We start from the raw sequence: 21,581 nt of genomic DNA on the forward strand, positions 1-21,581 counted from the left end.
AACCCGTTTGGCTTATTTTTCAGCACAAACGGGTTTTCTAATTGAAGTTTTAAAAATGTTTTCTTACTTGCTGTAACGCAGGAACGTCAAAAATCACTTTTCCGTACTCAGCTAGCATATAACCAGTTAAATTCGACTCTAAACCGTACTCAAGCAAAATACTAACGGCATTGTCAATGTTAGATTCATCATACTTATTCTCAGGAAATTCTACATTCAAATAATACTTCCCTTGATACGAGTATAGCTTAGTTAATAAATTTTCCAGTCCTGTTGCTCGTGAAAGTGAAATAACATCTTCAAAATCACGGAACTCTAAAATAAACTCTAGCGTATCATCTTCTCCCAGAGATTCTTTCTTCACTGGGTTGAAGTTTTCTTCGAGTAGTTTTTCGATTTTTTCTTCTGCAAGCTCATCTGGGGAGCTAAGCGTGACATCAAAGCCATCTTCGCCTTTTCCACCAATTGTAGCTTTTGTTACGAATACTTCTAAACCATGTTTTAAGGCTTGGACTTGTATCCAGAGCGGACCTTCCGGAGAGAACTCTTCTTCGTATTTTAGCTCATCCATCATATCCCAGAAAAGCTCTTCACTTTTCTCACGGTCATACCAAACATCTTCTTGGTTAAAACCTCGCTCTTCTAAATCCAGATAAGAGATATAAAACTTGATAGTATCTTCATTAATTCGTTCAATTTCCATCGTCACACTCTCCCTTCCTTCTTAGTCATTGACAATGAAGGGTGAAACTTAATTGGTTAAATTCATTGTAGCTCATAATAGGAAATAGTACCACCATTTTTCCTTGGTGGATTATTATCTTAGCTGAAAAACGAAAAAAATTCAAGAACAATTACTTAAATTACAAAAAAAGTGCCAAGAATCCAATTGAATGGAATTCTTGACAACCACTTTTATCAATCTTAGTTAACCATTTTTTGCGCTTCACGTAGTTGATAAGTACGTACACGACGCGGTAAGAAACGGCGAATTTCATCTTCATTGTACCCAACTTGCAAACGTTTTTCATCAATGATGATAGGACGTCTTAATAGGCCAGGATTTTTCTGGATTAATTCAAATAGTTGTTGCAAAGGAAGACTATCTAAATCCACGTTCAATTTTTGGAAAGTTTTTGAACGAGTGGAGATAATTTCATCTGTTCCATCCTCAGTCATACGAAGAATTTCTTTAATCTCATCCAAACTAAGTGGTTCAGAAAAAATATTTCTTTCCTTATAAGGGATATCATGTTCTTCCAACCATGCACGAGCTTTTCGGCAAGATGTGCAACTAGGTGAAGTGTATAACGTTACCATTAGACATTCACACTCCTTATCGGGTATTGTTTCATTCATATAACGAAATTCTAGCAATATCTCTATTTGGAAAATTCATTAAAGAACTTACACTTCATTATACACTAATTTTGTGAAATTCTATATACTAAATTTAAAATTTTTCTTTCCAAATATGTAAAACCATTGTTAGCAAGCCGTTATGTATATGATACCCCTACTATAACTTGTTTAAACTAAAATCACATGAAAAAAAGAGCTTTTTTATGAGAATTTCATGAGAATTTCAATTTTCTTAAAAAAACATCAACCAGATTATAGTCTGATTGATGTCATTTTTTATTTCACTGCAGCTTCAGCAGTTAACTTAGCATGCTTTTCTTTATACATAGCTTCTTCTTCTTCTGAACAGTAAACAAAGTGTCCAGGAGCAATTTCGCGCATTTTGATTTCATCGCCATCTTTATAGTTATGAGTTGTTGGATCATATGCTTTACGCACACGAGTACGTTCATAATTTGGATCTGGTAATGGAATGGCAGATAAAAGTGATTCTGTATAAGGGTGTAGCGGTGCATGATATAAATCATTGGCAGGCGCTAACTCTACTAATTTACCGAAGTACATTACCCCAATACGATCGCTAATGTATTTAACCATTGATAAATCATGGGCAATAAATAGGTAAGTTAGATTTTTTTCTTTTTGTAATTGACGTAGTAAGTTCACAACTTGTGCTTGAATAGATACATCCAAAGCAGAAATTGGCTCATCCGCAATAATAAATTCTGGTTGAACTGCAAGCGCACGAGCAATTCCGATACGTTGACGTTGGCCACCAGAGAATTCATGCGGATAACGACCAGCATGCTCTTTACTTAGACCAACAGTTTCAAGTAGCTCATATACTTGTTGATTTGTTTCTTCAGGCGTTTTAGCAAGGCCATGAATACGAATACCTTCTGCAATGATATCTTTTACTTTCATACGCGGATTTAAAGACGCGTATGGATCTTGGAAAATCATTTGCATTTTGCGGCGGAATTCAAGCATTTCTTTACGGCTCTTACGTGCATGCACATCTTTACCATTATAGATAACTTCTCCACCAGTCGCATCGTAAAGACGAATAATAGTACGTCCAGTTGTAGATTTACCACAACCAGATTCTCCTACTAATCCAAGTGTTTCACCTTTATAAATATCAAAAGAAATATCATCAACTGCACGTACTTCGCTTGCAGTACCTTTGTTAAAGTATTGCTTTAGATTGTGGATTTCTAATAATTTTTCTCTTTGTTCAGTCATTCTACTTCTACCCCTTTCGCATGGACAGCTTGCATGCCAGGATGAAGTTCCGCAAACTGTTCTTGGCGGCGTAATACAGCATCAGGAGGCGTTACTTCTGGTGCATCAGGGTGAAGCAACCATGTAGCGGCATAATGCGTATCAGACACCTTAAATAGTGGTGGCTCTTCTTCAAGGTCAATTTGCATTGCATATTTATTACGTGCAGCAAATGCGTCCCCTTTTGGAGGATGAAGTAAATCTGGAGGCGTACCTGGGATAACAAATAATTCTTCATCATCTGTATCCAGAGTAGGCATTGAACTGATTAACCCCCAAGTATAAGGATGTTGTGGATTATAGAAAATTTCATCAACCGTACCGATTTCAACAATTTTACCACCGTACATAACAGCAACTCGGTCTGCAACATTTGCTACAACGCCAAGGTCATGCGTAATAAAAATAATCGATGTGTCAATTTTCTTCTGTAAATCTTTCATCAAATCCAAAATTTGTGCTTGGATGGTTACGTCTAACGCTGTTGTTGGCTCATCAGCAATTAGAATTTGTGGATTACATGCAAGCGAAATCGCAATTACAACCCGTTGACGCATCCCACCAGAAAATTGGTGAGGATATTGTTTAATTCTTTCTTCTGCATTTGCAATACCAACTAATTGAAGTAAACGGAGTGCTGTTTTATGAGCTTCATGCTTACTGATTTTTTGGTGTTTAATAAGCGGTTCAGAAATTTGTTTACCAATTGTCATCGTCGGATTAAGAGATGTCATTGGATCTTGGAAAATCATAGCTATATCTTTCCCACGAATTTTTTGCATTTGTTTTTCGTGCGCTTTAGCGATATCCATTCCGTTAAATAAAATTTGGCCACTTTTAATTTCTGAATTACCTTCTGGAAGTAAACGCATGATTGATTTGGTTGTTACTGATTTACCAGAACCAGATTCACCCACAATCGCCAAGGTTTCCCCTTTATATAAGTCAAAATTAACTCCACGAATCGCCTTTACTTCACCGGCATATGTGTGGAATGAAATATTTAAATCTTTAACTTCTAATAGCTTTTCCATTTTTCCTCACCTCTCTTTTAGTCGCGCATTTTAGGATCGAAGGCATCACGCAAGCCATCTGCAATTAGGTTAAATGCAATCATAATGATACAAAGTACAATACATGGATACAGAATCATATACGGTAATACTTGTAATGTTTTATATCCATCATTTACCAAGACACCAAGAGAAGCTGCTGGTGCTGGAAGACCAAGACCAATAAAGCTTAAAAAGGCTTCAAAGAAAATCGCACTAGGAATACTAAACATGATATTAATGATAATAATCCCAGAAATATTTGGTATTAAATGCTTTATAAGAATTTTAGGAGTGGATTCTCCTAGCGTCATGGAAGCCATAACAAATTCTTGGTTTTTAAGTTTTAAGACTTGTCCCCTGACAACCCGGGCCATCGTTATCCAACTTGTCATTGCGATTGCTATGATAATTGAGACAATCCCTGGATCAAGTATTAACATCATTAAAATAACAACAACTAAGTTTGGAATTGCACCAATAATTTCAAGAACACGTTGCATGAAGTTATCTACTCGTCCTCCAACATATCCAGAAATCAAACCGTAAGTTACACCAATGATTAAATCACATAGTGCAGCAACCACAGCAATAATAAGAGATACACGTGTACCAGCCCAAATACGAGCAAATTGGTCACGTCCAAGCGTATCACTACCTAGCCAGTAGTAAGTACCCTCTTTAATATTATTTTGTTTGTAAATATCAACATCTTCTCCGCCAATGGATTGATGTCCATTCCAAAATGGCATATTATCAAAACCTTGAACTTTTGGAGGAAGACTAGCATTTTCTGTAATTTGTCTATTAATATCATTTTTTGGTCCTAAGTTTTGTGACAAATAAGGACCAACAATTGCCATGATAATAACAAGTGCTAGTACAATAAGCGAAACTAATGCCGCTTTATTTTTACGAATACGAAGCCAAGAGTCTTGCATAAACGTCAAACTTGGACGACTAATTTTTTCTGCTTCTGCATCAAGAATGTGTGCTGGCTGGAATCTTTCTTTAGCTATTTTATGTTCTGCCATTATTTTCTACCTCCAGACACACGGATTCGTGGATCAATCAATCCGTAAAGAATATCTACTACTAAAATAACAAATACAAGCATAGCAGCAAACAATAGTGTAGTACCCATGATAACTGGATAATCGTTCATTTGAATAGAAGAAACGAATTGACTACCAATACCCGGAATACTATAAATATTTTCAATAACTAGAGAACCAGTCATCAGTGCAACCGATAATGGTCCTAAAACTGTAATTAAAGGAATAAGGGCGTTACGAATCGCATGTTTTACTGCTACTTCTGTTCTGCTATTCCCTTTTGCTTTTGCAAGTAAAACATAATCAGATGCAAAAACATCGATTAATTCCGTTCTCATGAAACGAGCTGCGGTCGCAAGTGGGAACATTGCGAGAGCGAATGAAGGCAGAATAGTATCTGCAAACGTACCCCATCCAGCTACTGGGAAAATTTGAAGTTTTGCTCCAAGCCAGTATTGCAATACAGTCGCAAATACAAAGGACGGAACAGATTTACCTAATATTGCTATAAACGTACTCGTATAATCCGGCCACTTATTCTGATACATGGCCGCTACGACCCCAAGTATAATACCGAATATAATACCAAATACCATTGCCTCCAGTGCTAATTGGACAGATGGACCAATCAGTGCACCTAAAATCTCAGACACTGGTCTATTATCAAGTTGGAAAGAAACACCTAGGTCTCCTTTTACCAAACCTGTCATATAATTTAAGTATTGGACTGGAATTGAATCATTTAGTCCATATTTTTCATTCATCATGTGAATTTGTTCGTCAGATAGTTTCTCCTGATTACGGTAAGGCGTACCAGGTAAAAATTTCATAAGAACAAACGTAACCGAAGCAATGATGAATAACGTTATAAGCATATATAATACTCTTTTTAACGTATATTTAACCATCTATCTCTACACCTCCCAGTATTAATTAATATATAAAAAAGTTATTCCTAACCAAATTCGCAAGTTTAGTGAGCCTTTTTCATCATTTCTAAACTTTTATTGCATTAAAGCAAATTAGTTAGGAAAAAAACTTCATTTTTCGAATGTTAGTTTTCTAGATTACTAGAAAGGGATACTTTAATTTTTAATTATAACACATGAAAATCATCAGCAAAAGGAGAGAGCATATCGAAATATACTCTCTCTTTCCGTCAAGCATTTCTTAAAGACTAATTATTTTATTTAGTCAAGTATGTTTCTTTGTAAGTGTAATCTGGACCAAATGGATTTTTTTGCAAGTTTTTAATGTAGTCTTTTTGTAGGTATGCAGTAGAACGTTGATAAAGTGGTTGAACAGCTACATCATCCGTAAGAAGGATTTTTTCTGCTTTAACCATTTCATCCCAACGTTTTTGATCGTCAGCTGCATAAGTTACAGAAGCATCATTTAAAATCTTGTCATAGTCTTTGTTAGAATAACTCATTCTGTTTTGTGCACCATCAGTTACGAATAAATCTAAGAAAGTGGATGGATCTTGATAGTCAGGACCCCAGCCGCTCATAGAGAAGTCGTAATCTTGGTTTTGGTCATTTTGTAAACGAACTTTAAATGGAACGTTTTTAAGTTTAACTGTAAGACCGTCTAAGTTCTTTTGTAGTTGGTCTTGAATGAATTCAGAAGATTTTCTTGCATTTTCAGTATCATCACTAGTGAATTCAACTGTAATTTCGGAAACTCCAAGTTCTTTCAAACCAGCTTTCCATGCTTTTTGTGCTTCTTTTACATCATATTCTAAATGTTTACCAGATTCTTTTGTGTAATCTTCTTTGTTACCTGGATCAAAAGTGAAGCCTTCTGGTACAAGATTGTTTGCAGGTTTAGAACCGTTTTTAAGAACTGTATCAGTATACGATTGTTTATCAATCGCAAGAGCTAGAGCTTTACGGATATTTTTGTTAGCAAATACTGTGTCTTTGCCAGCACGTTTTTGGTTAAATTTGATATAGAAAGTGGAAGAATCATTCACTGTAACGTAATCTTTATTGTTTTTGTTTTGAGCCGCATAATCAGCACTTAATACTGTACGGTCTACTTTGTCAGTGTTGTATAAGTTTAGTCCAGTACCGGAGTCTTGAACAACTTGTACGTTGATTTGTTTCAACTTAACTTTATCTTTATCCCAATATTTATCATTTTTTACGTAAGTCCATTTTTTGTTTGTTCCAGTCCAATCTTTAAGTGCGAAAGGTCCGTTGAACAACATGTTATCACTATTTTGTGCATATTTTTCGCCTTTTTCCGTAACGAATTTTTCGTTAAGTGGGAAGAAAGTCGGGAATGCAAATAATGAGTTAATATAAGCAGTTGGTTTAGCTAGAGTAACTTCTAAAGTATAGTCATCTACTGCTTTAATTCCTAATTCTTCAGGTTTTTTCTTGCCAGCTACGATATCGCCACCGTTTTTGATTGCATCAAATAGGTAAGAATATGTTGCCGCAGTATTAGGGTCAACTGCACGACGCCATGAGTAAACATAGTCATTTGCAGTTACAGGGTCTCCGTTAGACCATTTTGCATCTTCACGAAGTTTGATAGTATAAACTGTTTTGTCATCACTAACTTTTGGCTCTTCAGCAGCACCTGCAATGGCAGGAATACCATCTTTGTTAAGCGCATATAGACCTTCGTTTGTTTGGTTTACAACGTTTAAACCAACTTGGTCATCCGCTTTTGTGCTGTCTGCAGAAGGAATTAATGCACTTTCTGTCAAGTTAAGTACTTGCTCTCCTGAAGCTTTTCCTGAATCTGAGCCTTTTTTGTCGTCGGATTTAGAATCTGATCCGCCTCCACATGCTACCAAGACTAAGCTTAGTAATAGTGTTAATCCAAGTGTAAGAAATAATTTAGATTTTTTCACTAAGTAGACCTCCCTTTTTTATTTTTCTGAAAAATTGTTTCGATACCTATTATACTCTAAGAATTCTGGCTTTGTAAATTATTTTTACAAGATAAATGAAAACAAGGATGAAAGATACAAGTTATTAAAATATTATGGCAAAATTGAAATTGCGTGAAAACTCTGAACAGAGATTGTTACGCTTTCCTCTATTTTGCAATAACTCGAATTAATTATGTATACTTTGCTAAACCTTTTGATTAAGTTTTCAGAAAACATAACCATTTAAATTGATAAATTTACGATTAACTTTGCCACTTATGTATAAATCCAACGAAGTCATCTTTTTTGTATAAGAAAAAAATATCGAACCCCTTTAAAATTTAAAGGATTATTATATTTATATACTTTTTTTAGGCTGTTGTCTAGATAAAAATATCAAAAATTTAATTAAATTTTGTAATAAATTCGAAAAACGTTGATATAATGGGATTTTTTTGTTAATAATATGTAAAGACAGTTTGGCAATTATTTTCCATAAATCGTACTAATTTCTAACATTGATTGATAGGTTCCTTCTATCATATAGTGTTTCTGTTTGAATTGTGATAAAGTGAATTATGAATTTTAATTAGAGGTGAAGATATGTTTATACGAATTACTATTTATACGCTTATTCAAGAAGCAATTATTTTTGGTATACTCCTTTTTGGAAAAACAGGTTTAAACTTGAGGGGTTATATAGATATTTCTTTCCTTGTCTCGTTAATCACCTTGTTAGTTGGCTTGCTAGTTTATATTATGCGAAGTGGTTTTTTAGACAGAGTTCATGATGGATTTCGCAATTTATCTCGTAAAATCAAGCGGGAAGAAGAAACTGAATTCTCGGATATGCTGCTTTCAGAACTTGTAGGGCTTCAATATGCAGGTATTTTGATTAGCGCCCTTCTTGTTATGCTTTCAAGTATTTTGTTTATCTTTTTATAATTGACAAGAGGTTTTGTGAACTGCTAAAATAAAAGTAATATAACTGATGCGTTAATAAGAAGAATAGTACACTTTGTAGTTTTATAATAGAGAGTCTGTGGTTGGTGGAAACAGATAAAGCGCAAAGTCGAATGGACTTCTGAGGACTGTTTGTGAAAGCTAGTAGCAAACAGCGGTTAAAGACCGTTATCTTCTTTAATAGAAATTTTTCTATTACTAAGAGCCTTTATGGTACTTAGGGTGGCACCGCGGATAACCGTTCGTCCCTAACATTTTATATGTTGGGATGGACGGTTTTTTATTTTCGCAAATCAGTGAAAAAATTGGAGGAATAAACATGAAAAAAGTAATATTTTCCGGCATTCAACCTAGTGGACAACTAACTTTAGGGAATTATATTGGTGCTTTAAAGCAATTTGGGCAATTTCAAGATGAATTTGAGTGTTTTTATTGTATTGTGGATGAACATGCTATAACAGTGCCGCAAGATCGCTTAAAGCTGCGTGAGCAAACTAGAAGTCTTGCCGCTCTTTATTTAGCAGTTGGACTAAATCCAGAAAAAGCGACATTATTTATTCAATCAGAAGTTGCAGCACACGCGCAAGCTGCTTGGATTTTACAATGTAACGTCTATATTGGCGAACTAGAACGTATGACACAGTTTAAAGATAAATCAGATGGTAAGGCTGGCGTTAGTGCTGGACTTTTGACTTATCCTCCACTAATGGCTGCCGATATTTTACTTTATCAAACGAATTTAGTACCTGTAGGCGAAGATCAAAAGCAACATATTGAACTGACACGTGATTTAGCAGATAGATTCAATAAAAAACATGCTGATATATTTACAATGCCAGAAGTTTTCATTCCTAAACAAGGGGCTAGAGTCATGTCCCTTCAAGATCCAACTAAAAAAATGAGTAAATCAGATGCTAATTTAAAAAATGCCATATTCTTACTTGACCCACCCGCAACTATTAGAAAAAAAATTAAAAGCGCAGTGACAGATTCCAGTGGCATTATTGAATATAATAAAGAAGAAAAACCTGGTGTTTCCAACTTACTCACAATATATTCTGTTGTAACTGGAGAAACAATCGCTAGCATTGAAGAAAAATATGTTGGTAAAGGTTATGGTGATTTTAAAACAGATCTAGCAGAATTAGTGGTTGCAGAACTTGAACCAATTCAAGAAAAATATTACGCTTACTTAGAATCTGAAGAATTGGATAATATTTTAGATGCTGGAGCAGAAAAAGCAGCAAAAGTAGCTAATAAAACACTGAAGAAAATGGAAAACGGCATAGGACTAGGCCGCAAACGCAGAAAATAACAAAAAAGGGATTACCTGGTTATCCAAGTAATCCCTTTTTAAAATTTTAATTAACCTACTTTGATTTCCACATCAATGTTACCACGTGTTGCTTTGGAATATGGACAAACTTCATGTGCTTTTTTAAGTAGAGCTTCTGTTTTTTCTTTATCTTGTCCTTCGATTGTACCTTCTAATACTACACCAATTTTAAAGCCATTATCTTCAGGATCGCTATATAAACTAACAGTGGCTGTAACTGTACTTTTCGCATCAATTCCAGCTTTACCAAGTACTAATTCTAACGCACTATTAAAACAAGCCCCGTATCCTGCTGCAAATAATTGTTCTGGGTTTGTTCCACCGCCGCCGTCTCCACCAAGTTCAGTTGGCGCTGAGATATCAAAATAAAATACATTATCTAGTGAATGTACTTCACCGCTTCTTCCACCAGTGTTAATAACAGTTGTTTCATAAAGTTTTTTCATTTCCTATTCCTCCTAATTGATTAGTTAATGCTTGTATTCTAGTAAGTAATTGTGTGAAATCTTGTTCCTCGAAACCTAGTAATTGAAGGCAGTTGTCCACGCTTTGCAATACTTCTGGTTGTATTTCCATCGCTTTTTCTGTCAGTTCAATATATACACGACGTTCATCTTCCACATGACGAATCCGTGTTACATATCCTAAATGCTCCATCCGTTTTAACATAGGTGTTAAAGTCCCGCTATCTAGAGCCAATCTTTTCCCAAGTTCAGTGACCGTTTGTTTATCCTTTTCCCATAATACTAATAGCGTAATATATTGAGGGTAGGTAAGTTGAAAAGGCTCTAAGGCTTCACGATAAAGCTTGGTAAATTGTTTAGATGCATTATAGACAGAAAAACAAAGCTGCTCTTCTAATATGCGCATGTTCGTGTCCAACATGTTCTCCTCCTTTTAAGTTGTGTACAATTTAATTTTATAAAACTTTATTAAATAAAGCTAGTTTTTTGCTCAAAAAAAACCTTACTCCTATTTTAGAAGTAAGGTTATTGATTATTTTAGTCTTCTATTCTTTTAAATACTAATGTCGCATTATGGCCACCAAAGCCAAAAGAATTAGACATTACTACATTAACTTTAGCATCACGCGCTTCATTTGACACATAATCCAAGTCACAAACTTCATCTTGGTTTTTCAAATGAATAGTTGGTGCAATAACATTATCACGAATAGTTAAAAGAGCGAAAATAGCTTCAATTCCACCGGACGCACCTAAAGTATGTCCTGTCATTGATTTAGTAGAACTGATGGCTAATTTCTTCGCATGTTCACCAAATACAGTTTTGATTGCTTGTGTTTCGTATTCATCATTGTATGGAGTACTCGTTCCGTGAGCGTTAATATAATCAACATTATCAGGAGTAAGTCCTGCATCATCAATGGCCATTTTCATTGCACGTGCAGCACCTTCACCATTTGGAGCGGGGGCAGTAATATGGTATGCATCACCTGTTGCACCATAACCAACTATTTCTGCATAAATTTTAGCGCCACGAGCTTTTGCATGTTCGTACTCTTCTAAAATAACAATCCCAGCACCTTCACCAATAATAAAGCCATCACGGTCTTTATCAAATGGGCGACATGCTGTTTCTGGATCTGGATTTAATGACAAAGCTTTATTCGCAGTAAATCCAGCTAGCGACATTTTTGTAATCGGCGCTTCTGCTCCACCAGTAATCATCGCATCCGCATCTCCACGTTCAATAACTTTAAAGGCATCACCAATAGAGTTTGTAGCAGTTGCACACGCTGTTACTGTTGTAGAATTAATACCTTTCGCCCCAAATCGAATAGAAACTTGACCTGATCCCATATCTGGAATCATCATTGGTACGAAAAATGGACTAACTCGACGATGTCCACGATTTAAAAATACTTCAAATTGTGTTTCAAAAGTTTCCATTCCACCGATTCCTGACCCAATCCAAACACCAACACGGTTTGCGTTAGAATCATCAATAACTAAGCCTGAATCTTGAACAGCCATTTCAGCACTTGCGATTGCATAATGGGTAAAACGGTCCATTTTACGAGCTTCTTTTTTTTCTAAATATTTTTCGACATCAAAGTCTTTTAACTCTGCTGCAATTTTAACCGGAAAATCATCCGGATTAAGTCTTGTCATTTCAGCAACACCATTGACACCTTTTTTAGCGTTTTCCCATGAAGTTTCTGCATCATTTCCAATTGGTGTGACAGCTCCAATACCAGTAACAACTACTCTTTTTTTATCCATTTACTCATCTCCTTATTTTGCATTTCATAAAAAACAACTTCTGTCTAAACGACAGCAGCTAGTATAAAATTAAGGCTTTATTTAAAAATAATAATATTGCACAAACAAATAAACCAAAAGCCTGCTCTATTATAACATAAATAAAGAAGAGTTGCCCTAACTAAAATAATCGTTAAAGCAACTTCCTTTGTAAAGTATATTGTTTATTTACCCCAACGAATAATTAAAGCACCCCATGTTAAACCACCGCCAAAGCCAACTAGTAACACGTTATCATTATCTTTAATACGTCCTTCTTCCACTGCGTCAACTAATGCGAGTGCTATAGAAGAGGAAGATGTATTTCCGTATTTATGAACAGTTTTCATTAGTTTTTCTTCTGGAAGATTTAACCGTTCACGTGAAGCTTCCATGATACGAATATTTGCTTGATGCGGAATTAATAAATCTAAATCTTCTTTTTCAAGCCCTGCACGTTCAAGCACGCGTAAAGAAGCCTCACCCATTTGACGCACTGCAAAACGAAATACTTCTCGACCATTCATATAGATTTTTTTGTTTTCGTCTAAATTCAAGTACTTACCGCCTGAACCATCAGAACCTAAATCAAAAGAAAGTAAACCATGATCATCAGATACAGGTCCCATAACAATAGCCCCTGCCCCGTCACCAAATAATACCGCTGTTGCACGATCATCCCAATTAGTAATTTTGGATAATTTATCTGCACCTACTACAACAATATTTTTATAAGCTCCGGTTTTTATAAATTGAGCTGCAGTTACAACACCAAATGTAAATCCGGCACATGCTGCTTCTACATCCATACCAGCAGCATTTTTAGCTCCCAAGCGATCTTGGATAATATTTGCAACGGAAGGGAAAGTTGCTTCTTGCGTTACAGTAGCAACAATAAATAAATCAATATCATTTGGTGTAAGTCCAGCATTTTCAATTGCTACTTTTGCTGCTTCATATGCTAAATCATGCGTATATTCATCATCACGAGCAATTCTTCTCTCTTCAATTCCAGTACGAGTACGAATCCACTCATCAGATGTTTCCATCATTTTTTCTAAATCAAAATTTGTTAATATTCTTTCAGGTACGTATTTACCTACTCCTAAAATTCCTGCGTTCATGTGTTCTCCTCCATATCAAACTACATCAGGATAAATGTTCTTCTCCTGGATATTTTTATGACCTGGTGCTAATTTTAACAGAGAAACTGCAATTACGCAATTGGATTGCAACTTTTATTTTACTTCAAGTGCTTTATTAGGGTTATTTTCAGCAAAACCGCCTGCTTTAGACCATCCAATGATTTTGCCTTCATCATTTGTAACTCGATACCAATATTCATTTTTTACATCAGCTCGGCGATCAATGTCTAATTCTTTCCCTTTGTAATCATTTAATGCTGCCACTACTTTAGAGTTGTCTTCTACTGGGTAAGCATAAATTTTTTGCTCTGATTCCGTTACATATTTATCTAGTTTTACATTAGTTTCATTTTTAGAAGTATAAAAAATATTTACGGCTTTGCTATTTATCCAGCCAATTGTTTTACCTTGGTCTTGCAGCTGATACCAGGTGCCTTTTTGTGTCACAGATTTATTAGTAATTCTTAAGGTTTTATTTTGGTAGTCTTTTGCATTTCCGTATTTCTTAACGCCTTCAGTATTGTATGGTTTTGTCCATAAAGCTTCTGTACCTGAGTTAGTTATTTCGGCGTAAGCAAGTTGTTTATCTGTTGAAATCACTGTATCGTAAACTTGGTCATATTTGTCCAAATTATAATTTTTTATAGTTGAAATTAGCTTTTCTGCGTATGCAGGATCTGTTGCATATCCAGCGTCTTGAATGGCATAAGCTGCTTTTTTATAGTCTGTTTCTCCAATAACAGCTGAATATAAATTGGCATTCCCGGATACACCATTTACGAAAAGTTGTGCGTGATCGACTAACGATGCTTTTTTATCTGGATATTTTCTGAAGTTCGCTTGTGTATGAAATGCTTTTCCATTACTAAATTCTTGTGTACCCATTGAAACTGAGTTGCCTTCATAACTACCTTTAATTCCAAACAAGTTATTACCTGAAGTGGACAAACCGCTTTTTCCCCAATTAGACTCTAAAATGGCTTGCGCTAAAGTAACACTTGTTAATATTTTTTCTTCTTTTTGTAAGTCTTGTGCATCATTTGCTATTGATTGAATAAATTGTTGTTGAGATACGCTCATACCTACTTGACTCACTGCAGTTTGGCTTGCTTCTGCTTCCCCTGCGTGAGCAAAAGGTAATAAAGTTGAGCTTATGATAGCACTTGCTAGTAAAATCTGCGTGAATTGTTTTTTCATTATCAGTTGGCACTTCCTATCCAAATTAGTTAGTTCCCCCAATTTAAACGGTTCTGTCTCTTTTAACCTTCTTTATTCTAGCATTTTCATTCTGAGAGCTTACTAACTTTTCAATGAAAGATTTATCATAAAGTAAATAGAATGGCTCTATAAAAGAGTTTGCGCAAACCTATTTACATTTGACAAAATTATGACATTCCTCTTAGCTTTCCCTTTATACTAATATTCTCTATTTACTTGTAAATTCCTTCTTGTTTTATGATAATCCCATTTTCAAATAATATATGATTGGATAATCCACTTTTATGTGCTAAAATGTATAATGAAATAGATGAAATGGGGTGTAAGGATGCGTTACGTAGTGACTGTGTTTTGGGTATTCTTACTTTCTTTAATGGCAGAATTCGTTCTTTCTTCCATGTTATATGTATCATTTGATATGACGCGGGCTATTATTTTAACAGTAGGGTTATCCTTCTTCATTATTTTAATCACTTTCTTGATGCCTAAAGATAGCGAAGTTTATGACTTTAAGTAAACATCCAACTTTCTGATAGCGAGAACTCACTTTTCAGGTGCAGCTCAAAAAAAGCCTCTTTCCATTGTCTGGAAAGAGGCTTTTTTTATTTGTCCAAGTAATATTTATTTACTGGTTTTAAATCATCATTTAATTCGTAAACAAGTGGTACACCCGTTGGAATTTCTAACTCCATTATTTCATCATCACTAATACCTTCTAGGAATTTTACTAATGCTCGTAAACTATTACCGTGCGCTGCAATCACTACTCTGCGACCTTCTTTAATTTCTGGAGCAATGGTATCCATCCAGTAAGGAATAACACGTTCTAAAGTTACTTTTAAGTTTTCGCCTGATGGAATTGCATGTGTATCTAGTAATTGATAACGGCGATCATTTTTAGCCTGTCTTTCGTCGTTTTCTTCTAAAAGTGGTGGAAGCGTATCATAACTTCTACGCCATTTTTGCACTTGGTCAGCACCATATTTTTCAGCAGTTTCTTGTTTATTAAGTCCTTGGAGTGCTCCGTAATGCCGTTCGTTTAAACGCCATGATTTGTTGACTGGTACCCACATTTGATCAGATTCTTCTAAAACATAATTAAGTGTTTTAATAGCTCTTGTCAAAACGGAAGTGAAAGCTACATCAAATTCTAAGCCAGCTTCTTTAATCCTTTTCCCAGCAGTCATTGCTTCTACAACGCCTTCTTCTGACAAGTCAACATCATGCCAACCTGTAAATAAATTCAATTTGTTCCATTCACTTTGACCATGACGAATTAATACTAATTTCATCTTCCTCATCCTTCCATTCTCGTCTATTTGCTAAACGACTAATCCACTAAAAAGTTTTCCCTTTCGAACAAAGAGTCAAACCTTTTCCGTGTTATTCTGTGACTTTAAAAGTAAATTCTTTCTCTTGTAAATCTATTTCAACGGAAGAATGCGGCATGATTTTACCAGATACAATTTCTCTGGCAAGTGGAGTTTCCACATGACGCACAATATAGCGTTTAAGTGGTCGTGCACCATAAACCGGATCATATGCTTCTTCAGCAATAAAGGCTTTCGCATCATCTGAAATAGTAATAGTAATTTCTTGATCTGCTAAGCGAATTTGAAGTTCTTCTACTAACTTCTCAACTATACCTTTAATATCAGCAAGTGTAAGTGGTTTAAATAGAATAATATCATCAACCCGATTCAAAAATTCTGGTTTAAACTCACTTTGTAAAATTTGCATAACATCCGATTCTAGTTCAGGTGAAATCTCTCCTTCTTCGGTTCTTTCAAGTAATAAATTAGAGCCGATGTTGGAAGTCATAATAATTACCGTGTTTTTAAAATCAATTAAACGACCTTGAGAATCTGTAATACGCCCATCGTCGAGCACTTGTAAAAGGATATTAAATACATCTGGATGCGCTTTTTCGATTTCATCAAGTAGGACAATCGAATAAGGATTGCGTCTTACCGCTTCTGTAAGTTGTCCGCCTTCTTCATAACCAACGTAACCAGGAGGAGCCCCGACAAGTCTTGATACAGAATGTTTCTCCATATATTCAGACATATCAATTCGAATCATATGATCTTCAGAATCAAACATATTATATGCGAGCGCTTTAGCTAATTCTGTTTTACCAACACCAGTAGGCCCTAAGAAAATAAAAGAACCGATTGGACGTTTTGGATCTTTGATGCCTGCACGAGCACGTAGGACTGCATCACTAACTAATTGCACTGCATCATCTTGACCGATTACTTTTTGATGAAGAACATCTGCTAGTTTCAACAGTTTTTCACGTTCGCCTTCTACTAATTTAGTCACTGGAATACCTGTCCAACGACCAACTATTTCTGCGATTTCATTTTCTGTAACTTCTTCTTGTAAAATCCGATCTTCTTGTGCTGTTTTTTCGCGATTTTCCGTTTCTAATGCTAGTAATTCTTTTTCAACAGCTGGGATTTTACCATGACGAAGTTCTGCAGCTTTATTTAAATCGTAGTTATTTTCTGCTTCTTCTAATTCATGTCGTAAATGATCGATTTGTTCCCGGACTTCGCGAATTTTACTGATTTCGCTTTTTTCGGATTCCCATTTTGATTTCATTTTATTTGCTTCTTCTTTATAGTCAGCTAGTTCGCGTTGTAACATTTCTAGACGCCTTTCACTTGCTGGATCTTTTTCTTCTTTTAAAGCAGCTTCTTCAATTTCTAACTGCATTACTTTTCGTGTCACTTCATCCAGTTCACTTGGCATAGAATCAATTTCGACGCGGATTGTTGCACATGCTTCATCCACTAAATCAATGGCTTTATCCGGTAAAAAACGATCAGTAATATAACGATTAGAAAGACTTGCTGCTGCAACTAGAGCATTATCATGAATATTCACCCCATGATGAATTTCAAAACGTTCTTTTAAACCACGTAAAATGGAAACTGTATCTTCCACTGTTGGCTCTGGAACAAGTACTTTTTGGAAACGTCTTTCAAGAGCAGCATCCTTTTCAATATATTGGCGATATTCATCTAAAGTCGTTGCGCCAATACAATGGAGTTCTCCTCTGGCAAGCATTGGTTTTAACATGTTTCCAGCATCCATCGCACCGTCCGTCTTACCAGCTCCAACAATCGTATGAATTTCATCTATAAACAGTAAGATTTGACCTTCACTTTGTTTTACTTCTTGAAGTACTGCTTTTAAACGTTCTTCAAATTCACCACGATATTTAGCGCCCGCAATGAGGGAACCAATATCAAGTGAAATAATTGTTTTATCTTTTAGTCCTTCTGGGACATCTTTTCTAACAATTCGTTGCGCTAATCCTTCTACTATCGCAGTTTTACCAACACCTGGTTCACCGATTAATACTGGATTATTTTTTGTTTTTCTTGATAAAATTCGGATAACGTTGCGAATTTCTGCATCGCGTCCAATGACTGGATCGAGTTTACCACTTCTAACTTCAGCAACCAAATCACGTCCATATTTTGTTAAAGCTTCATAGTTTTCCTCTGCATTTTGAGAAGTCACTTTTTTCCCTCCTCTGATTTTTAAAATTGCTTCTTTAATTTGTTTTTTAGCTTTATGTTGATTTTTTAGTTCAGCTGTTATTGGGCTTGTCTTCTGGTCCATTACAGCTAGGATAAGATGTTCCGTTGATATAAAATCATCTTCTAATTGTTTTTGTTCTTTTTCCGCATCCCGCATTAATTGAAATAGCGATCCACTCATTGCTTGTCCGTAGTTAACATCACTACCTGAAACAACTGGAATTTTTCTTAAACTATCGTCTACTACTTTTTGAAGTGAGTCCACGTCAACTTCTGCTACATCATATACACGTTTTGCAAAGTCGCTTTCTGTTAATAATACTTTAAAAACGTGTGCAACATCGATTTCTTGGTTTTCTGATGCAATAGCTAGATTTTGCGCGTCCGCAATTGTTTGCTGGACTTGTTGCGTAAATTTTTGTAAATCCATTTATTCGTCCTCCTTATAAAAGATAAGTTTGACCTTTTTTGACCTTAACTTTATTATAGAATTTTAAATTGCTTTTGTCTAACAAAAACCATCTTTTTTTATAGAAAAAGACCTACCAATTTTTAGATTGGCAGATCTTCTTATGTTCTTAGTCACGCCCTGTAAATAGACGAAGTAAGAACATGAATAAGTTAAGGAAATCAAGATATAATGTGAGCGCAAGCATTGGTACATCAGCAAGTTCCACATCACGTTTCATAATTTGGTTAAAATCATACAAAATATATAATGAGAAAATAATCGTACCACCAGCTGAAATAATCGTTGTTAACATAGAACCCAATGGTAAAAAGACACCTAAAAAGCTAAATATTACCAAAATAATAATCGCTGCAAATAACGCACTACTCATAAAGGATAAATCTTTTTTCATTTTGGCTCCAACAAAAGCTAACGTTGTAAAAGTAACCGCTGCTGTAACGAATGCCATAAGAACTGCTGCACCTTGTCCCGCACCAAAATAATATGTTAATGTTGGTCCAAGCGTCAAACCAGTAACAAATGCAAATGCTAATAAAAGTGGATATCCAACAATTTTATTAATAGATTCACTTCGACGTACTAAAATAGAAGCGATAAGTAACGCTATTTCTATTATTACAAGTGGCAAATAAAGTTCTGGACTTAATTCACTCCCAATCGCAGCACCTACTGATGCGAGTAGCAAAGAAAATACAAACCAATTAAGTATTTTTTGCATAATAATTTGTTTACTCGTTCGTTTCTCTGTGTTTACTTGTTCGGTTGCGTGGTTGATTTCGTTCATGAACATTTCTCCTCTTCCAATTAATTAGTTTAATTATAGCAAAAGAATCATTACAATTCTATCGGTCTTACGTTGGAATTTAAAAAAAGAAGCGCAAGAGGCACTTCTTTAGATTAAGTCAAATTGTTTTAAGCCAAGCATGATTCCATCACTGTTGTTGTCTTTGGTGACAAAAGTAGCTTTTTCTTTCAATAACGGTACTGCGTTTTCCATCGCAATGGCATAATCTACTGCACCAAACATCTCTAAATCATTCATACCATCACCAAAAGCATAAGTTGGAACATCTTCAAAACCCATTACTTCAAGTAGTTTCGCAATACCAACTGCCTTAGAACCACCTTTTTTTAACACATCATTACTAAATGGTGTATTGCGAACAAATTGTAATTCTGGAAAACGTTCTGGAAAATAGTCATCGCCTGATTCAAGTAAAAGAAGTGCCATATTGATGGTTTCTTCTTTATACATGTCAGGTCTAACTTCTGGCATTGGCTCCCCTAAAAAGTCATAGTGCGCTTTAACGACTGGCGTACCAGCTGTTGCACCAATTCTTTTATCATTATAGTAACAAACTTCGACATTTTGTGATTTTGCTTCTTCTGTCAAACGTCCCAGTAAGTCCGCATCAATCAAGTCTTCGTATACTTTTTCTCCTTCAAAAATAGCCATTTGTCCATTCATCATTACTGCGGATTCAATGCCAGTAATTTTCATTTGATGACTTATTTCAATCAGTGTCCGTCCAGTAGCAATAACTGGAATAATGTTATTTTCTCGAAGTTTATCTAATGCCATAAGTGAACTATCAAGTACTTTTGATTCGCTATTTAAAAGTGTTCCATCCATATCAAAAAAACAAATTCCACGTGGTTTCACATTATTCATCCTTTACTAACATAATATATCCATCATACCAATCATATCGACGTAAAGTAAAGGCTATTTATACATAACGAAATCGCCTGTATGTTCAAATCCTAGGCGGTGATATATTTCTCCCGCAACTGGATTATCGTAAAACAAACATGGTTTCTTACCTTCCGCCAATACATCACAACATAATTTTTTCAGGAGCGTACTCGCAAAGCCGCGTTGTCTATATCCATCACTTGTCGCTACACCAGTAATCATTGCTGAGAATGAATTTTCAGCAGACGTTTCTGCGACAGCAACCACTTCTTGATCTTGTTCAATAAAATAAATTCGTTTAACACCTTTTTCAATTTGGCGAATAATTAATTCTTCATTTTCACCGCGCGAACCAAATTCTTTAATGTGTTTTCGCATTTCAATAATAGGAGCTACATCTTCGGCAACGGCTGTTCGAACGATGACATCTTGATTAACAGAAATCCGATTTACATGTTCGCACTCGCAAAAATAAGTCTGTTGTCTTTTTTCTTCAAGTCCATTCAAAAATGGTTCTAGTTCTTTTGTGACACGAGAAATACCACTAATTTCATATTTATCGTGTTTAGTAATAATCTCTGTGAACGCTTTTGCATCAAAATTAGCGTCTTTTGAATAAGGTAAGAAAAACGTATCGAATCGAAGTAATAATGCGTGTAATTTACCCGCAGCATCGAATTCGCCCCAAAGATCTTGCACATCACTCTCATAACCAAAATTTTCGATATCCCCAATAATAAATAAATTAAAGATTGCTTCGGGTTTTAAAAGTGCCATTACTTCTTCATTATCAGATACAGTTAGTTTTCTAATCATGTGCCACACTCCTATTTGGAAAATTGTCTTCATTTTACGTGAGTTGACTAGGTTCGTCAAGCCCTGAATTTTTCCATTTTGCCGCACACAAAAAAGCTTAGGACTAATTGTCCCAAGCTTCTTAAGATTCATAATGAATTTCGCCAATTTTTAACATTAAGCTGATGGCATTAAATTTTTCGTCTCCAAGGTGCATTTTGTTTGTATCTTGAAAAGTAATAGGTGCTGCTGTAATGGCTTCTTTCGGTTGTTCAAAGAATTTTTCTTCTAATGCCAAACTTTCTGTGATTTGAGTTATGTATTTTTGGAATTTATTTTCATTTCTCATTTTCCCAATCATTAAAGCTTTCAAAGTGTTCTGGGAAACTCCGACTGCAAGTGCAAATGTTCTATGAGTAAATCCATTTATTTTCATATAAAGTGACAAATTAGTGGCAATTCTTTGTTTTTCTGCCTTGTTTTTCATTTTAGGTGAACCTC

21 protein-coding genes and 1 other annotated feature are annotated in these 21,581 nt (G+C 35.3%); of the genes, 3 read left to right on the forward strand and 18 right to left on the reverse strand.

Annotated elements, in window-relative coordinates:
* Positions 1–49: 49 nt before the first annotated feature.
* The 7 genes from mecA to LWE_RS11260 form a co-directional block, all read right to left on the reverse strand.
* Positions 50–703 (reverse strand): adaptor protein MecA, encoded by a 654-nt coding sequence (mecA, locus tag LWE_RS11230; protein ID WP_011702961.1) that lies wholly within the window; start codon positions 701–703, stop codon positions 50–52.
* A 221-nt stretch (positions 704–924) separates the two neighbouring features.
* Positions 925–1,320 carry a transcriptional regulator SpxA gene (gene spxA, locus LWE_RS11235; RefSeq protein WP_003720569.1) on the reverse strand — a complete coding sequence of 132 codons (396 nt, stop codon included), beginning with the start codon at positions 1,318–1,320 and terminating at the stop codon, positions 925–927.
* 318 nt (positions 1,321–1,638) lie between these two features.
* Complete coding sequence (locus LWE_RS11240) at positions 1,639–2,607, reverse strand: ABC transporter ATP-binding protein (protein WP_011702962.1); 969 nt, start codon at positions 2,605–2,607, stop codon at positions 1,639–1,641.
* Positions 2,604–3,680, reverse strand: coding sequence for an ABC transporter ATP-binding protein (locus tag LWE_RS11245; protein WP_003722316.1), 1,077 nt, complete (start codon positions 3,678–3,680; stop codon positions 2,604–2,606). The genes LWE_RS11240 and LWE_RS11245 overlap by 4 nt, the downstream gene beginning before the upstream one ends.
* Positions 3,681–3,697: 17 nt before the next feature.
* The gene (gene opp3C / locus LWE_RS11250) at positions 3,698–4,732 is read right to left on the reverse strand and encodes an oligopeptide ABC transporter permease (protein WP_011702963.1); all 1,035 of its coding nucleotides are present in this window, start codon (positions 4,730–4,732) and stop codon (positions 3,698–3,700) included.
* The gene (gene opp3b / locus LWE_RS11255) at positions 4,732–5,661 is read right to left on the reverse strand and encodes an oligopeptide ABC transporter permease (protein ID WP_011702964.1); all 930 of its coding nucleotides are present in this window, start codon (positions 5,659–5,661) and stop codon (positions 4,732–4,734) included. Before opp3b ends, opp3C begins: the two co-directional genes overlap by 1 nt.
* Positions 5,662–5,939: 278 nt before the next feature.
* On the reverse strand, positions 5,940–7,619 hold the full coding sequence (locus tag LWE_RS11260) for a peptide ABC transporter substrate-binding protein (RefSeq protein WP_011702965.1): 1,680 nt from the start codon (positions 7,617–7,619) through the stop codon (positions 5,940–5,942).
* Between the two features lie 624 nt (positions 7,620–8,243).
* Between LWE_RS11260 and LWE_RS11265 the strand changes: the two genes are divergently transcribed.
* Both LWE_RS11265 and trpS read left to right on the forward strand, forming a co-directional pair.
* Positions 8,244–8,585, forward strand: coding sequence for a DUF3899 domain-containing protein (locus LWE_RS11265; protein ID WP_011702966.1), 342 nt, complete (start codon positions 8,244–8,246; stop codon positions 8,583–8,585).
* A gap of 42 nt (positions 8,586–8,627) precedes the next feature.
* Positions 8,628–8,856: a binding site (T-box leader), on the forward strand.
* Between the two features lie 66 nt (positions 8,857–8,922).
* A complete protein-coding gene (gene trpS / locus LWE_RS11270; RefSeq protein ID WP_011702967.1) occupies positions 8,923–9,918 on the forward strand; it encodes a tryptophan--tRNA ligase in 996 nt (331 codons plus the stop codon).
* Positions 9,919–9,968: 50 nt separating this feature from the next.
* On the opposite strand, the gene LWE_RS11275 is transcribed toward trpS, so the two are convergent.
* From LWE_RS11275 to LWE_RS11295, 5 genes are all read right to left on the reverse strand, one after another.
* A complete protein-coding gene (locus LWE_RS11275; protein WP_011702968.1) occupies positions 9,969–10,385 on the reverse strand; it encodes an organic hydroperoxide resistance protein in 417 nt (138 codons plus the stop codon).
* Positions 10,369–10,821: a MarR family winged helix-turn-helix transcriptional regulator gene (locus tag LWE_RS11280; protein ID WP_077904750.1), complete on the reverse strand. Its 453-nt coding sequence runs from the start codon at positions 10,819–10,821 to the stop codon at positions 10,369–10,371. The genes LWE_RS11275 and LWE_RS11280 overlap by 17 nt, the downstream gene beginning before the upstream one ends.
* 119 nt (positions 10,822–10,940) lie before the next feature.
* Positions 10,941–12,182 (reverse strand): beta-ketoacyl-ACP synthase II, encoded by a 1,242-nt coding sequence (gene fabF / locus LWE_RS11285; protein WP_011702970.1) that lies wholly within the window; start codon positions 12,180–12,182, stop codon positions 10,941–10,943.
* 203 nt (positions 12,183–12,385) lie between these two features.
* Positions 12,386–13,324 (reverse strand): 3-oxoacyl-ACP synthase III FabH, encoded by a 939-nt coding sequence (fabH, locus tag LWE_RS11290; protein WP_011702971.1) that lies wholly within the window; start codon positions 13,322–13,324, stop codon positions 12,386–12,388.
* 114 nt (positions 13,325–13,438) lie between these two features.
* Entirely contained in the window at positions 13,439–14,566 is a 1,128-nt protein-coding gene (locus tag LWE_RS11295) for a GW domain-containing glycosaminoglycan-binding protein (protein ID WP_011702972.1), read from the reverse strand.
* Between the two features lie 325 nt (positions 14,567–14,891).
* Here LWE_RS11295 and LWE_RS11300 point away from each other — a divergent pair, with 325 nt between their 5' ends.
* On the forward strand, positions 14,892–15,080 hold the full coding sequence (locus tag LWE_RS11300; RefSeq protein ID WP_003763532.1) for a YjzD family protein: 189 nt from the start codon (positions 14,892–14,894) through the stop codon (positions 15,078–15,080).
* Between the two features lie 85 nt (positions 15,081–15,165).
* Here the strand turns inward: LWE_RS11300 and gpmA are convergent, their stop codons facing one another.
* From gpmA to LWE_RS11330, 6 genes are all read right to left on the reverse strand, one after another.
* Positions 15,166–15,855, reverse strand: coding sequence for a 2,3-diphosphoglycerate-dependent phosphoglycerate mutase (gpmA, locus tag LWE_RS11305; protein WP_011702973.1), 690 nt, complete (start codon positions 15,853–15,855; stop codon positions 15,166–15,168).
* Positions 15,856–15,946: 91 nt separating this feature from the next.
* A complete protein-coding gene (gene clpB, locus LWE_RS11310) occupies positions 15,947–18,547 on the reverse strand; it encodes an ATP-dependent chaperone ClpB (RefSeq protein ID WP_041176372.1) in 2,601 nt (866 codons plus the stop codon).
* 148 nt (positions 18,548–18,695) lie between these two features.
* Positions 18,696–19,373, reverse strand: coding sequence for a Bax inhibitor-1/YccA family protein (locus LWE_RS11315; RefSeq protein ID WP_011702975.1), 678 nt, complete (start codon positions 19,371–19,373; stop codon positions 18,696–18,698).
* Positions 19,374–19,481: 108 nt separating this feature from the next.
* On the reverse strand, positions 19,482–20,252 hold the full coding sequence (locus tag LWE_RS11320) for a Cof-type HAD-IIB family hydrolase (protein ID WP_011702976.1): 771 nt from the start codon (positions 20,250–20,252) through the stop codon (positions 19,482–19,484).
* A gap of 63 nt (positions 20,253–20,315) precedes the next feature.
* Positions 20,316–21,101: a GNAT family N-acetyltransferase gene (locus LWE_RS11325; protein WP_011702977.1), complete on the reverse strand. Its 786-nt coding sequence runs from the start codon at positions 21,099–21,101 to the stop codon at positions 20,316–20,318.
* A gap of 121 nt (positions 21,102–21,222) precedes the next feature.
* The gene (locus tag LWE_RS11330) at positions 21,223–21,567 is read right to left on the reverse strand and encodes a hypothetical protein (RefSeq protein ID WP_011702978.1); all 345 of its coding nucleotides are present in this window, start codon (positions 21,565–21,567) and stop codon (positions 21,223–21,225) included.
* Positions 21,568–21,581: the final 14 nt, after the last annotated feature.

This window comes from Listeria welshimeri serovar 6b str. SLCC5334 (assembly GCF_000060285.1).
GTDB lineage: Bacteria > Bacillota > Bacilli > Lactobacillales > Listeriaceae > Listeria > Listeria welshimeri.